Annotated in this window: 14 protein-coding genes; 9 read left to right on the forward strand and 5 right to left on the reverse strand. The window is 63.9% G+C overall.

All coding sequences use genetic code 11. The features are described from left to right. The first annotated feature begins 7 nt into the window (after positions 1–7). Genes DNK06_RS00365 through DNK06_RS00375 form a run of 3 tightly spaced genes read left to right on the forward strand, consistent with a single transcriptional unit; the run spans position 8 to position 2246 of the window. Complete coding sequence (locus tag DNK06_RS00365) at positions 8–670, forward strand: amino acid ABC transporter permease (protein ID WP_131178073.1); 663 nt, start codon at positions 8–10, stop codon at positions 668–670. Next, positions 663–1424, forward strand: a complete 762-nt coding sequence (locus tag DNK06_RS00370) for an amino acid ABC transporter ATP-binding protein (protein WP_131178074.1) — start codon at positions 663–665, stop codon at positions 1422–1424. The genes DNK06_RS00365 and DNK06_RS00370 overlap by 8 nt, the downstream gene beginning before the upstream one ends. A gap of 60 nt (positions 1425–1484) precedes the next feature. Beyond that, positions 1485–2246 (forward strand): SDR family NAD(P)-dependent oxidoreductase, encoded by a 762-nt coding sequence (locus DNK06_RS00375; RefSeq protein WP_131178075.1) that lies wholly within the window; start codon positions 1485–1487, stop codon positions 2244–2246. Positions 2247–2339: 93 nt separating this feature from the next. On the opposite strand, the gene DNK06_RS00380 is transcribed toward DNK06_RS00375, so the two are convergent. Beyond that, a complete protein-coding gene (locus tag DNK06_RS00380) occupies positions 2340–3065 on the reverse strand; it encodes a sulfite exporter TauE/SafE family protein (RefSeq protein WP_131178076.1) in 726 nt (241 codons plus the stop codon). A 91-nt stretch (positions 3066–3156) separates the two neighbouring features. Then, positions 3157–5151 (reverse strand): methyl-accepting chemotaxis protein, encoded by a 1995-nt coding sequence (locus tag DNK06_RS00385; protein ID WP_131178077.1) that lies wholly within the window; start codon positions 5149–5151, stop codon positions 3157–3159. A gap of 227 nt (positions 5152–5378) precedes the next feature. Between DNK06_RS00385 and DNK06_RS00390 the strand changes: the two genes are divergently transcribed. Both DNK06_RS00390 and DNK06_RS00395 read left to right on the forward strand, forming a co-directional pair. Next, a complete protein-coding gene (locus DNK06_RS00390) occupies positions 5379–5897 on the forward strand; it encodes a GNAT family N-acetyltransferase (protein ID WP_131178078.1) in 519 nt (172 codons plus the stop codon). Then, on the forward strand, positions 5894–6424 hold the full coding sequence (locus tag DNK06_RS00395; RefSeq protein ID WP_131178079.1) for a GNAT family N-acetyltransferase: 531 nt from the start codon (positions 5894–5896) through the stop codon (positions 6422–6424). The genes DNK06_RS00390 and DNK06_RS00395 overlap by 4 nt, the downstream gene beginning before the upstream one ends. A 12-nt stretch (positions 6425–6436) precedes the next feature. Here the strand turns inward: DNK06_RS00395 and DNK06_RS00400 are convergent, their stop codons facing one another. From DNK06_RS00400 to DNK06_RS00410, 3 genes are all read right to left on the reverse strand, one after another. Beyond that, positions 6437–6703, reverse strand: coding sequence for a DksA/TraR family C4-type zinc finger protein (locus DNK06_RS00400; protein WP_131178080.1), 267 nt, complete (start codon positions 6701–6703; stop codon positions 6437–6439). A 131-nt stretch (positions 6704–6834) separates the two neighbouring features. After that, entirely contained in the window at positions 6835–7698 is an 864-nt protein-coding gene (locus DNK06_RS00405) for an isocitrate lyase/PEP mutase family protein (RefSeq protein WP_131178330.1), read from the reverse strand. Positions 7699–7905: 207 nt separating this feature from the next. Continuing rightward, positions 7906–8661, reverse strand: a complete 756-nt coding sequence (locus tag DNK06_RS00410; protein ID WP_131178081.1) for a substrate-binding periplasmic protein — start codon at positions 8659–8661, stop codon at positions 7906–7908. A 295-nt stretch (positions 8662–8956) separates the two neighbouring features. Between DNK06_RS00410 and DNK06_RS00415 the strand changes: the two genes are divergently transcribed. The 4 genes from DNK06_RS00415 (at position 8957) to DNK06_RS00430 (ending at position 12637) form a co-directional block, all read left to right on the forward strand. Next, positions 8957–9685: a VC0807 family protein gene (locus DNK06_RS00415; protein ID WP_131178082.1), complete on the forward strand. Its 729-nt coding sequence runs from the start codon at positions 8957–8959 to the stop codon at positions 9683–9685. A 12-nt stretch (positions 9686–9697) separates the two neighbouring features. Continuing rightward, positions 9698–10138 (forward strand): YqaA family protein, encoded by a 441-nt coding sequence (locus tag DNK06_RS00420; RefSeq protein WP_207389978.1) that lies wholly within the window; start codon positions 9698–9700, stop codon positions 10136–10138. A gap of 211 nt (positions 10139–10349) precedes the next feature. Further along, positions 10350–11303, forward strand: a complete 954-nt coding sequence (locus tag DNK06_RS00425; RefSeq protein ID WP_131178083.1) for a lysylphosphatidylglycerol synthase transmembrane domain-containing protein — start codon at positions 10350–10352, stop codon at positions 11301–11303. Between the two features lie 68 nt (positions 11304–11371). After that, complete coding sequence (locus DNK06_RS00430) at positions 11372–12637, forward strand: Hsp70 family protein (RefSeq protein ID WP_131178084.1); 1266 nt, start codon at positions 11372–11374, stop codon at positions 12635–12637. The last annotated feature ends 68 nt before the right edge of the window (positions 12638–12705 follow it).

Here is a 12705-nt window from a genome sequence, read left to right on the forward strand (position 1 = left end):
TTTCAGCATGACCGAATGGAGCATTATCTGGGACGCCCGCGAAGCCTTCTTCAACGGCTTCCTCAACACCCTGGCGCTATTCGCCCTATCCATCGTCTTCGCCTTCGTGCTTGGCTGCGCGATGCTCTACAGCCTGGAAGAACGTACACCGCTGTCGATCCTGGTGCGCTGGCTGGTCAACGGCATGCGCATGCTGCCGTTCCTGATCCTCGCCTACCTGCTGTACTACGGCCTGCCGCGCCTGGGATTGCGCCTGGATGCCTGGACGGCCGGCCTGATCGCGCTGATCGTCTACCATGGCGCCTACTTCGCCGAGATCCTGCGCGGTAGCCGCCTGGTACTGCCGGCGGGCTATGTCGAGGCGGCCAAGGCCCATGGCTTCACGCCGTTCAAGCTGTTCATGCGCATCATCCTGCCGCAACTGGTGATCAAGACCCGGCCGCTGCTGGGCAACCAGTTGATCATCGCCCTCAAGGACACCGCCTTTCTGACCATCATCACCGTGCAGGAGCTGACCGCCGCCGCCAACTCGGTGCAGGCCACCTATTTCATTCCCACCGAAGCCTTCGTGGTGGTGATCGTTCTGTACTGGCTCATCAGCATCTGCCTGGAACTGGCGCTCAAATGGGCCGCACGCTTCGGCGCGAAACGAGGATTCGAACATGGCTGACATCCCGGCGGTACGCATTCACAACCTGTCCAAGAGCTTCTCCGACATCGAGGTACTGCGCGATATCGAACTGACCGTGAACAAGGGCGAGGTGGTCAGCGTGCTGGGCTCCTCCGGCTCGGGCAAGTCGACCATGCTGCGCTGCATCAACTGGCTGGAGGAGCCGGATCGCGGCAGCATCTACATCGCCGGCCAACGCATCGGGGTCAACGAAGAGGCCGGGCGCAGGATGACCAACCGAGAACTGGCGGCGATCCGCGCCAAGACCGGCATGGTGTTCCAGGGCTTCAACCTGTGGCCACATCTCAGCGTGCTGCAGAACGTCATGGAGGCGCCGGTACAGGTCAAGGGCATGGCCAAGGAACAGGCCCGTACCATTGCCATCGAATTACTGGAAAAAGTCGGCATGGGCGACAAGCGGGACAGTTATCCTTATACCCTCTCCGGCGGCCAGAAGCAGCGTGTGGCGATTGCCCGCGTACTGGCCATGAGTCCGGAGGTGATCCTGTTCGACGAGCCTACCTCGGCACTCGATCCGGAGCGCGTCGGCGAAGTGCTGACGGTGATGAAGAACCTCTCCGCCGAGGGCTACACCATGATCGTGGTCACCCACGAAATGGAGTTCGCCCGAGCGGTATCGGATCAGGTGGTGTTCCTGGAAAAAGGTAAGATCATCGAAAAATCCGCCCCGGAGAAATTCTTCAGCAACCCGGAGACCGAGCGGGTACGCAAGTTCCTCGAGCTCGAAGCCTGACGAACCAGGTCAGCTGCCTGACGCAGCGGCCGTTACTGACATTCTGAAAAGAGGCAGAACATGACCAAGGTAGTTTTCATCACCGGTGCAACCTCCGGTTTCGGCCGCGCCACCGCCCGCCGTTTCGCCGAAGCAGGCTGGGCACTGGTACTCAGCGGCCGGCGCCTGGAGCGCCTGGAGGCGCTCAAGTCCGAGCTCGAAGGCAAGGTGCCGGTGCACATCGCCACCCTCGACGTGCGTGATTCCAGCGCCGTCCAGGCCCTGGTCGACAGCCTGCCTGCACCATTCGACAAGATTCACGCGCTGATCAACAACGCCGGCCTGGCCCTGGCCCCGGAACCGGCGCAGAAAGTGGCGCTGGAAGACTGGCACACCATGATCGACACCAACATCACTGGCCTGGTCAACGTCACCCATGCCGTGCTGCCCAAACTGCTGGAAACCGGCAAGGGCGCCAGCATCGTCAACATCGGCTCGGTGGCCGGTGAATGGCCGTACCCGGGCGGCCACGTGTATGGCGCCAGCAAGGCGTTCGTCAAACAGTTCAGCTTCAACCTGCGCTGCGACCTGGTGTCCACCGGCGTGCGCGTCACCGACATCGCCCCAGGCATGGCGGAAACCGAGTTCACCCTGGTGCGCACCAAGGGCAACCAGGCCGCTTCCGACGCGCTGTACGGCAGCACCACGCCGCTGACCGCCGAGGATATCGCCGAGCAGATTTTCTACGTCGCCACTCTGCCCGACCATATCAACATCAACCGCCTGGAAATCATGCCCAGCCGCCAGGCCTGGTCGGCCTTCGCCGTCGACCGCGACAAGTGATGGTTAGGGCCTGTTGACGTTTCAGCGCAAGCCGAGTTGCCGAAACGTCAACAGCTCCTAGGCCGGGCGCACCCTGCGCCCGGCCTCTCGCGGTCATGGCTTGAGCAGGCTGGCGCATAACGACACTGCCGACAAAACCACCAGCAACACGCCAACCGCGCGGTGCAAGGCGAACGGCTGCCAGCGCGGCTGCAGCCACTGCCCCAGCAGGTTGCCGACCAGCGCCGGTAGCAACAGGGTCGCGGCCAGGTGCAGATGAGCCGTGCCGACCAGGCCAAACGCCCACATGCCAAGCAATGCCGTGGCACTGCTGGCGGCGAAGAACAGGATCGCCGTGGCGCGCAAGGCCAGCGGTGCAAGCCCGCACCTCAGCAGATAGAGCATCAGCGGCGGCCCGCCGGCAGATGCCAGGGTAGTCGCCAGGCCAGAGCCCAGGCCCGCCCAGAACGCCGGGCGCAAAGCCGGCATGCGCGCAGCCAACCGTGCCTGCGGCTGGCGCAGCACCAGCACACCGCCGATCAGGCACAGCAAGGCAATCACCGGCGCCAGCCAGGCCGCCGGCACCCAGGACAACGCCAGCACGCCGATGGGCACCGCCAGCCACATGCCGGCTATCAGGCGCGCCGCCAGCGGCCGCTGCACATCGCGCAGCGCACGCGGCCACAGACTGGCACTGCACAGCAGGTCGAGCAGCAGCACCACGGGAAGCACCTCGGCCGGAGGCTTGGTGATGAGCAGGCCCAGGGCCAGGATCATGGCGAAACCGAAACCGCTATAGCCGCGAACCAGGCCGGCGAACGCGGCCAGAAGCATGAACATGGCGGCCTCTCCAGGAAAACTGCCGCCACTCTATCCAGCACCTTTCAATCACGGCAGGGCCAGATGCCGCAAGCATCCGGGCCACGGCGAATCAGCCGTGGCGGCTCATCCGCGCCAGGCGCTGGGACAGTTCCTCGATAGTGCGCCCCAGCTCACGCAGAACCCCGGAGTCGCGCGCGCCTTCCTCGCTGGCGCCATGAATGCGTACCGCCAGTTCGCTGATCTCGTGGGTCACGTGGCTCTGTTGCTGAGCGGCCACCGCGATCTGTTGGGCGCGCTGGACGATATCCTCGAAACCGCTCACCGTCCCCTCCAGGGTGACCGCAACGCCGTTGGCCTGCTCGACCGCCTCCTGGGTTCGCCTGACACCGGCCTGCATGGTCGCGACCGCCTGTACGGAGGCATCGCGCAACTGGCCGATCATCACCTGGATCTCGTTGGCCGAGGCCTGGGTTCGCCCGGCCAGCGTGCGCACCTCGTCCGCCACCACGGCGAAGCCACGACCCTGTTCTCCGGCACGAGCCGCCTCGATGGCGGCATTCAGCGCGAGCAGGTTGGTCTGCTGGGAAATCGAGGTGATCACGGCGAGCACACTACCGACGCGCTCGATATCCGAGCCCAGCCGGCTGATGGCCGACTCGGCCTGGCCGATCTCCTGGGCCAGTGTCTGGATCGACTCGCTGTTGCCGCGCACGTTGCCCTGGCCCTGGCGCGCCGATGCCAGCGAGCGATCCGCGGTGTCCGAACAATCGGTGGTATTACCCGCCACTTCCTGCGCGCTGGCCGACATCTCGGTAATCGCAGTGGCCAGCAGGGCATTGTCCTCACGCTGGGTCTCGGCACGCTCGGCGATCATCACCGACAGGTGAGCCAGCTCCGATGCCTGGCGTTCCAGTACCCGCGACTCCCCGGCGATATCGAGCAACATGGCCCGCAGGGAACCGGCATAGCGGTTCACCGCGCCGCGTAGGGCGCCAATCTCGTCGGCCCGCTGCACCTGCAACTGGGCGCTGCCACCACCCTGACCGAGCTGCTCGATCTGCCCGGTGGTTTCCTCGATCTGGGTGAGCAGGCGACGGCCCGCCAGCCAGGCCAGGCCCAGCAACAGTGCCAGCAACGGCAGCAGGAACAGCAGGATCTCGCCGGTCAGGCGCTGGGCCAGGCCGGTCACCTGACGCTCCGGCGTGACCAGGCCGAGCTGCCAGCCGGTATCGCCAAGGGCCTGGAAACTGACGTAGGCGGGCCCCTGCAACTGCCCGTCATGCTCCAGCATGGTGGTCTGCTGCCCGGAGCGAGCAGCCTGCAATGCCACCTGCAACGGCCCGATGGCCGGCTGCCGGGCGATCAGGCCCGCCAGGGTCGGCAATTCGCTGCTCGCCTCGACACCAGGGAAGAACAGCAGGTTACCCGCCTGGTCGACGACGAAGGCATAACCACCAGTGACGTTACCTTCGCGCTGCAGGAACTGCGCAAGGCCATCGAGGCGCAAATCGAGCGTCGCCACACCGGCGAACTGCCCGGCGATCCGGTACGGCACGCTGCAGGTGGTCATGGCCACGCCAGTCACGCTGTCGAGATAGCCTTCGGACCAGACGCAGCGCCCTGGAGCGGCCGAGCGGGCGTCGCTGTACCAGGATTCATCCTGATAGGCAGCGGCTTCGGCCGCGTTGTAATCATCGCTGTAATCGAGGCGGCCACCTGCGTTACGCGCCCAGAAGAAACTGCGCCGCTGCACGTCTGGCTCGAATGCCCCCGGCTCCGGCCAAAGCCCGCCCCCTGCGATGGCCTGGTCTCCCTGGCTGTCGATAACGCCAGGCAGGCTATCACGCACCAGTTGCTCGTCACGCGGCAACGCTTCGGCCAGATGCGCCAGGGCCGCAGTGGTGCCCTGTATCTCGCTCAGCTGCAAGGCGAGCTGGCGCGCCAGCGCAGCAGCCGCCTGCTCGGCGGCGGTGACCCCCACCGCCATCAATTGCGGCTTGCCGCGCAAGGTCATCACCGAATACACCGCCAGGCTGGTCAGGATCAACAGCAGCAAGACTCCCCATGTCATCCGTTTGGCCACGCTCACAGGTAGTAATGCCATGACAGGCCCTCGCTCGGTTGATGGGTAACACCTTCCAACCATCATAGCCGGGCAAGCGGCATCGCAAACGGTTTCGTACGGGCGGCGCCCGCCATAGAGCCTTCGGCGATCAGCGGTATACCTCGACCAACGCAGGCACGGGCGGATCGATCCGAACGTTGTCCCGGGATGCCCCGCCGCGTGATACTTCAGTTGCTCCAGACCACACCCGCCAACCGAGACCGTCCATGCCCACCACCATCCGCAACGCCACGCCCGCCGACCTGCCCGGCATCCTCGCCATCTACAACGATGCCGTACTCAACACCACCGCGATCTGGAACGAGCAACCGGTAGACCTGGCTAATCGCCAGGAGTGGTTCGATGCGCGCGCGCGCCAGGGCTATCCGATTCTGTTGGCGGTGAACGAACGGGAGGAGGTGCTGGGCTATGCCTCCTTCGGCGACTGGCGCCCGTTCGAGGGTTTCTGCAATACGGTCGAGCACTCCGTGTACATCCGCAGCGATCAGCGCGGCCAGGGCCTCGGCCCGCTGCTGATGCAGGCGCTGATCGAACGGGCGAGAGGCACCGGCAAACACGTGATGGTAGCCGCCATCGAAAGCGGCAACAGCGCCTCGATCCGTCTGCATGAGCGCCTGGGCTTCGCCATCACCGGGCAGATGCCCCAGGTCGGCTGCAAGTTCGGCCGCTGGCTGGATCTGACCTTCATGCAATTGCTGCTGACGCCACAGCGCAGCACACCATGACCCTGCAGATCCGCCAGCTCGAGGAAGCTGACTTCAGCGAACACCGACAAGGGCTGATCGCACTGCTGCTCGATGCCGTGGCGAACGGCGCATCGGTAGGCTTTCTCGCCGATATCGACGCGGCGGAGGCTGACCGCTACTTCGGCGAGGTTCGCCATAATCTGAGCAGCGGCGCGTTGGCGATCTGGATCGCCGAGGACGAGGGGCAGCTACTGGGTTCGGTGCAGCTCAGCCTGTGCCTGAAACCCAACGGGCTGAATCGCGGTGAAGTGCAGAAGCTGCTGGTACTGAACAGCGCCCGGCGCCGGGGCATCGCCCGCCTGCTGATGCAGCACCTCGAAGCCCATGCCGATACGCTGCAACGCGGCCTGCTGTACCTGGACACCGAAGCCGGCAGCGAAGCGGAAAACCTCTATCGCCACCTTGGCTACACCTGCATCGGCGGCTTGCCCGACTATGCCTGCGGGCCGGACGGCCAGTATCGCGCCAACGCCATCTACTACAAGACGCTGTTTCGCCCGAGCTAACCGGCGCGCTCATCAGCGCAGCTGGCTGTCCTTGCTGCCGCGGCGATTGAAACCGCCGGCCTTGGCCTGTTCCTTGTCTTCCTGCGCCTGGCAGTTCACGCACAGCCGCACACCGGGAACGGCCTTGCGTCGCGCTTCGGGAATCGGCGCATCGCACTCTTCGCAGTGGCTCAGGCTCTCGCCCTTGGGCATCTGGCTGCGCGCGCGCTGCACCGCATCCTCGATGGTACTGTCGATCTGTTCCTGCACGGCGCCGTCTTGCGCCCAACCGGTAGCCATATCGCTCTCCCAATTAGTGGTGCTGACTGGAAGATAGGAGCACTCGGGCGCGATTGGCAAGCAGTGGCCGACGGCGGACGAATCGGCTCACGTTGCGCGGCCGCTGTCCGGCGTGGCGGGTGAAGCGGGGGCTATTCCTTGACGTTCATGAACTCGTCGGCCCAGGCCACGTAGTCTTCGGGCTGGGTATATTTGTGCGCCAGCTCGGAGGCGCTGAGGTCGCTGGCGATCGCACTGCGCTGCTCGCGCAGGCAATCGTAGGTGGCCTTGATCGCGGCGAAATAGGCGGCATGCCCGTTGACCACGATGCGTACGCCCAGCTTGGCCAGACGCGCGTTGTCACGTAGTTGTGGGTTGCCGTAGGTCACCAGCATCAGCGGCACGCTGAGGTGCTCGGCGATCTTCTCAAGATGGTCGAAGTCTTCGACGCCAACCATGCAGATGCCATCGGCACCGGCCTTCTGGTAGGCGACGGTACGCTTGATCACTTCATCGACGCTGAGCACGCCGGCGTTGGTACGGGCGATGATCGCCAAGTCCGGGTCGACCCGCGCCTCGAGGGCTGCACGTACCTTGCCGACGCCTTCGGCGACACTGATCAGATCCGTCGACTTGCGGTTGAATTGTGCGGGCAGCAGGGTGTCTTCGATGGTCAGCGCGGAGATACCGGCGCGTTCCAGCTCGACCACGGTGCGCATCACGTTCAGGGCATTGCCGTAGCCATGGTCTGCATCGGCGATTACCGGCAGGTTGGAAACACGACCGATGCGGGTGGCCTGCTCGACGAATTCGCTGAGGGTGATCAGTGCGAAATCAGGTGCGGCAAGCACCTGCAGCGAGGCCACCGAGCCGCCGAGGATGCCGACCTCGAAGCCGAGGTCGCCGGCGATCCGGGCGGACATCGGGTCGAAGACCGATGCGGTGTGGTAGCAGGAATCCGAGGCCAGCAGGGCACGGAAGGCACGCCGCAGTTCATGATGGGAAGCACGTTGCATGTTCGGCATAAGGCATTGTCCAGAACGTCAGATGAATCGGGTGCTCAGCGGCCTTGTGCCGGCCACCTCGAGCGAATTCTCGTGTCTTGCAGCTACCGGCACGAACACGGGCGGGCAGTCGCTTGGGCTGCCTGCGCGCCATTCGGGAGGTTTCATGCCGCCGGCCAGCGACGGATCCTCGCACCCAGCAGCAATTATCCCGCCAACTCAGCGCAGAGCGTCAGGCAGCTCTACATCAGGCAGCCACTGGCGGAAAATCGCCGAAAAGCTGCCGTCGCGGCGCATTTCCGCCAACTCGTTCTGCCAGGCGGCAACGATCGCCGGGTCGGTATCCAGGGAAAAGGCGATGTAATACGACGATTCCATGAACACCATCTGCGGCTGTACATCCGCCGGCGTCAGCCCTGCCGGGGCGAGCATGTCGCGCAGCAGGATGTCTTCCAGCATGATCAGACTGACCCGCCCATGGCCAAACATGGTGACCATGGTCTCCGGCGTCGGTACGCCATAGAGGTTCTGCAGGCCCTGACCTTTCAGCACTTCGTAGCTGTACCATTGCTTGGGCACCGCCAGCGGGCCACTGGCCGCGACATCTTCGATGCTCTCTATCTGCAGGTTGCTCGACTTCAGCGAGTAGAACCGCACCTTGCCATGCAGGATCGGCCCCACCCACTGAAAGCGCTTCTCCCGGTCAGGTGTACGCACCATGGCGAACAGCCCTACATCCGGCTCACGTTGGGCGATGGTGTAGGCCCGCGTCCAGGGCATCATCTCGATCTGCGCCTGCGACCCGGTGCGGGTGATCAGCTCGCGCACCACGTCGACACCAAAACCCTGCAGCTCGGCGCCCTTCATGAAGGCCGTGGGTGGCCCCGGCTCGGTAAGGATGCGCAGCTCAGCGTCCGCACGTGCACAGGACAGCAACGCGAGAAACAGCACACCGTAGCGACGCAACAGGCCCATTGGCCATCCCCATAAATACTGCAACGAGATCAGTGAACCCTGTACCGAAGCTCGGCACCTCGGTTTTGTCGACGCAAACCTGACGGCGATGACCGTCAATTTTACCGCAGTGCCTGGCTAATTTCAGCTAGCACCGTGTCAAAGCCTCTACAAGCGGACAAATTGTCGCTCACGGCACCGTTGAGCCAGGCAGTGGCGACGCCGAAGGACTTTGTGGTGATTGCGCCGACAATCGGGCTGGCGCCCGAGCGTCAGGCAGGCGATCATCGGGGCTCGTCCACCTACGCGCAATGACATGACCGACACCACGCAGACGCCCCCCGCTACACACAAACCTCGCCCATTCATCGATCTGCTGATCAGTATCCTGATTCCTTCGCTGATCCTCATGAAGCTCAGCGGCGAAGCCCGACTGGGCCCGGATGGCGCACTGGTGCTGGCTCTGGCCTTCCCACTGGGCTGGGGCGCGTTCGAGCTGCTCAAGTATCGCAAATTCAACTTCGTCGCCCTGCTCGGCCTGGTCAGCGTAATGCTCACCGGCGGCATCGGCCTGCTGCACCTGGACAACCAGTGGCTGGCGATCAAGGAAGCGGCCATCCCCGGCCTGATCGGCATCGCCGTGCTGGCGTCGACGCGTACCCGTTACCCGTTGATCCGCACGCTGCTGTTCAACAAGACGGTACTCAACGTCGACAAGATCCATGATCGCCTGGAACAGGGCGGCCATACCGAGCGCTTCGAATCGCGCCTGATGCTCGCCACCTACTGGCTCAGCGGTACCTTCTTCTTCTCGTCGGCAATGAACTACATACTGGCCAAGTGGATCGTCACCAGCCCGGCCGGCAGCGAAGCCTTCAACGACGAGCTGGGGCGCATGACGCTGCTCAGCTATCCGATGATCGCCATTCCGTCGATGATCATGCTGATGGCCATCTTCTACTACCTGTGGCGCACCATTCATGGTCTCACCGGCCTCAAACTGGAAGAGATCATGGCCAACACCGAGCAGGACAAGAAGTCCTGACGCCGCCTCGTCTTGCTGGATATCTACGCCTACCTGGGGCTGTTCGTCGCCGCGTTCGGCGCGGCGACGCTGCTCCCTTTGCAGTCCGAGGCGTTGCTGGTGGCGCTGCTGCTCGGTGCCGCCCAGCCGGTCTGGGCACTGCTGCTGGCCGCCAGCGCGGGCAACGTGCTCGGTTCGCTGGTCAATTGGTGGCTCGGCCGCTATCTGGAACGCTTTCGCGGGCGTCGCTGGTTTCCGGTCAGCGACAAACGCCTGCAGCAGGCCCAGGCCTGGTACGGCCGTTATGGGCGCTGGTCATTGCTGCTCAGCTGGTTACCGGTGATCGGCGACCCGCTGACGCTGGTGGCGGGCATCATGCGCGAACCACTGTGGCGTTTCGTGCTGATCGTAAGCCTCGCAAAAACTACCCGTTATGCCGTGCTGGCCGCGCTGACACTGGGTTTGAGCAGTTGAAAGGACACACTCGGTAACGGCCTGTAAAGCGGTGCCAGTTGAGCAACCGGCCCGCCTCCGGGATACTGCGCACCCTGTACACCTACATCGCGACGGGATATACCCTCGGGATAAGGTATGAACGATGGCTGCGACAGCTCATCGAATGCAGAGCCAACTGTCCGTAGAGACGTGAAACAGGGGATCGCAGTTGCAAGGTACCAAACCCACGATGAAACGCAGTGACCTGATCTGGACGCTGATCGGGTTGTGTGCCGTGGTGGCGTCCTGCTTCTTGCTCTACCGCGAAGTACGCAACATCTCTCTCGACGAGATCGCTGAAAGCCTCAGGGCCATTCCGCACCTCAACTGGATGCTCGCGGGTGCCGCCACCTTCGGCGCCTATTGCGCCCTGGCCTGGTACGACCGCATCGCCATCGCCCACCTGGGCAAGAAGATTTCCTGGCGCTTCATCACCCTGTGCTCCTTCACCACCTACGCCCTGGCCCACAATATCGGCGCGTCGGTGTTCTCCGGTGCAGTGGTTCGCTACCGCGCCTATCGCACCAAGGGCCTGACGCCCCACGAAATCGGCATCCTGATCGTCTTCTGCTCGTTCACCTTCGCCCTCGGCACCCTGCTGGCCAGCGGCTGCGTACTGGTACTTCAGCCGAATCTGATCCACCGCGTGCTGGACGTCACCCCGCTGGTTTCCATCGCCGTCGGCTCGTTCCTGTTGCTGCTGGTCGGCCTGTACGTGCTGGGCTCGTGGCTGCAGTTCAAACCCTGGAACTTCGGCAAGCTGCACGTCGAATACCCACGCCTGCGCATTGTCGGTCGCCAGTTGCTGGCAGGCCCGCTGGAGCTGGCCTGCGCCGCGGCGATCATCTATTTCGCGCTGCCGGAAGCCTATAATCCCGGCTACCTGGTCGTTCTCGGCGTGTTCCTCGCGTCCTTCTCGCTCGCCCTGCTGTCCCACGCTCCGGGCGGCTTGGGCGTGCTGGAGGTCAGCTTTCTCGCCGCGCTGCCAGAGATCCCCCCTTCGGACGTGCTGGCCGCGCTGATCGTGTTCCGCGGCTTCTACCTGCTACTGCCCTTCGCCCTGTCGCTGATCGTGGTGCTGGGCTTCGAATGGGGCCAATGGCGCCTCAAGCGCAGCGAAGCACAAAATCCTCCATTACCCTGACGAAGCGGCAGCACTCCAGCTGCATTTCGCCTAGAATGCGCGGCCGTTTTTTCAGGAGCCGCGCGTCAATGTCCTTTTCCACACCTGCCCGCGCCTGCGGTATCGACTTCGGCACTTCCAACTCCACCGTTGGCTGGTTGCGCCCGGGCGGCGAAACGCTGATCCCGCTGGAAGACGGCAAGATCACCCTGCCCTCGGTGGTGTTCTTCAACCTCGAAGAACGCCGCCCGGTCTATGGCCGCCTGGCCCTGCACGAGTACCTGGAAGGCTACGAAGGCCGCCTGATGCGCTCGCTGAAGAGCCTGCTCGGTTCCAAGCTGCTGAAGAGCGAAACCGCGGTGATGGGTAGCGCCCTGCCGTTCAAGGATCTGCTCGGTTTCTTCATCGGCGAACTGAAGAAACGCGCCGAAGCGGTTGCCGAGCGCCCGTTCGACGCCGTGGTACTGGGCCGCCCGGTGTTCTTCGTGGATGACGATCCGCAAGCCGACCAGGAAGCCGAGAAGACCCTGATCGCCGTGGCCCAGAAGCTGGGTTTCAAGGACGTATCCTTCCAGTACGAGCCGATTGCCGCGGCCTTCGACTACGAATCCACCATCGAGCGTGAAGAGCTGGTGCTGATCGTCGATATAGGCGGTGGTACCTCGGACTTTTCCCTGGTGCGCCTGGCACCGGAACGCCGGCAGCAGGCCGAGCGGCAGAACGACATCCTGGCCACTGGCGGTGTGCATATCGGTGGTACCGACTTCGACAAGCAGCTCAGCCTGCAGGGCGTGATGCCGCTGTTCGGCTACGGCAGCCGGATGAAGAGCGACGCGCTGATGCCCACCAGCTTCCACCTCAACCTGGCGACCTGGCACACCATCAACGTGGTCTATTCGGCCGCCTCGCAGCGGGCGCTGCAGAACATGCGTTACGACATCGTCGACCCGACCGGCATCGATCGACTATTCCGCCTGATCGAGCAGCGCGCCGGCCACTGGCTGGCGATGCAGGTGGAAGACAGCAAGATCGCTCTGACCGAGCATCTTCAGCATCCCATCGACCTGCAGCGCATCGAGGCCGGTCTGGTCGCCGAGCTGACTCGAGAGCTGTTCGAAGGCAGTATCGCCCCGCTGCTCGAGCGCGTCCGCGCCAGTGTTACCGGGTTGCTCGCCGATGCAGGCGTGGGGCTGGAGCAGGTCGACACGGTATTCTTCACCGGTGGCTCCAGCGGCGTGCCGGCCTTGCGCCAGAGTGTGGCCGCCCTGCTGCCCAATGCCCGACACGTGGAAGGCAATACGTTCGGCAGCATCGGCAGCGGGCTGGCCATCGAGGCGAAGAAACGTTACGGCTGACGCTGAACGAATGGGGACAAGGGGTCGCGGCTGCTTTATATTTCGCGATATTTCTCCATGGAAGGTCA

It is taken from the genome of Phytopseudomonas daroniae (assembly GCF_004327285.1).
GTDB classification, from domain to species: Bacteria; Pseudomonadota; Gammaproteobacteria; order Pseudomonadales; family Pseudomonadaceae; genus Aquipseudomonas; species Aquipseudomonas daroniae.

What these genes read in the sequence shown, in the direction of transcription:
- DNK06_RS00380 (WP_131178076.1), bottom strand. Translation starts at nt 3,065, where the DNA reads ATGTTCATGCTTCTGGCCGCGTTCGCCGGCCTGGTTCGCGGCTATAGC.
- DNK06_RS00370 (WP_131178074.1), top strand. Translation starts at nt 663, where the DNA reads ATGGCTGACATCCCGGCGGTACGCATTCACAACCTGTCCAAGAGCTTC.
- DNK06_RS00430 (WP_131178084.1), top strand. Translation starts at nt 11,372, where the DNA reads ATGTCCTTTTCCACACCTGCCCGCGCCTGCGGTATCGACTTCGGCACT.
- DNK06_RS00390 (WP_131178078.1), top strand. Translation starts at nt 5,379, where the DNA reads ATGCCCACCACCATCCGCAACGCCACGCCCGCCGACCTGCCCGGCATC.
- DNK06_RS00395 (WP_131178079.1), top strand. Translation starts at nt 5,894, where the DNA reads ATGACCCTGCAGATCCGCCAGCTCGAGGAAGCTGACTTCAGCGAACAC.
- DNK06_RS00415 (WP_131178082.1), top strand. Translation starts at nt 8,957, where the DNA reads ATGACCGACACCACGCAGACGCCCCCCGCTACACACAAACCTCGCCCA.
- DNK06_RS00410 (WP_131178081.1), bottom strand. Translation starts at nt 8,661, where the DNA reads ATGGGCCTGTTGCGTCGCTACGGTGTGCTGTTTCTCGCGTTGCTGTCC.
- DNK06_RS00400 (WP_131178080.1), bottom strand. Translation starts at nt 6,703, where the DNA reads ATGGCTACCGGTTGGGCGCAAGACGGCGCCGTGCAGGAACAGATCGAC.
- DNK06_RS00385 (WP_131178077.1), bottom strand. Translation starts at nt 5,151, where the DNA reads ATGGCATTACTACCTGTGAGCGTGGCCAAACGGATGACATGGGGAGTC.
- DNK06_RS00365 (WP_131178073.1), top strand. Translation starts at nt 8, where the DNA reads ATGACCGAATGGAGCATTATCTGGGACGCCCGCGAAGCCTTCTTCAAC.
- DNK06_RS00425 (WP_131178083.1), top strand. Translation starts at nt 10,350, where the DNA reads ATGAAACGCAGTGACCTGATCTGGACGCTGATCGGGTTGTGTGCCGTG.
- DNK06_RS00405 (WP_131178330.1), bottom strand. Translation starts at nt 7,698, where the DNA reads ATGCAACGTGCTTCCCATCATGAACTGCGGCGTGCCTTCCGTGCCCTG.
- DNK06_RS00375 (WP_131178075.1), top strand. Translation starts at nt 1,485, where the DNA reads ATGACCAAGGTAGTTTTCATCACCGGTGCAACCTCCGGTTTCGGCCGC.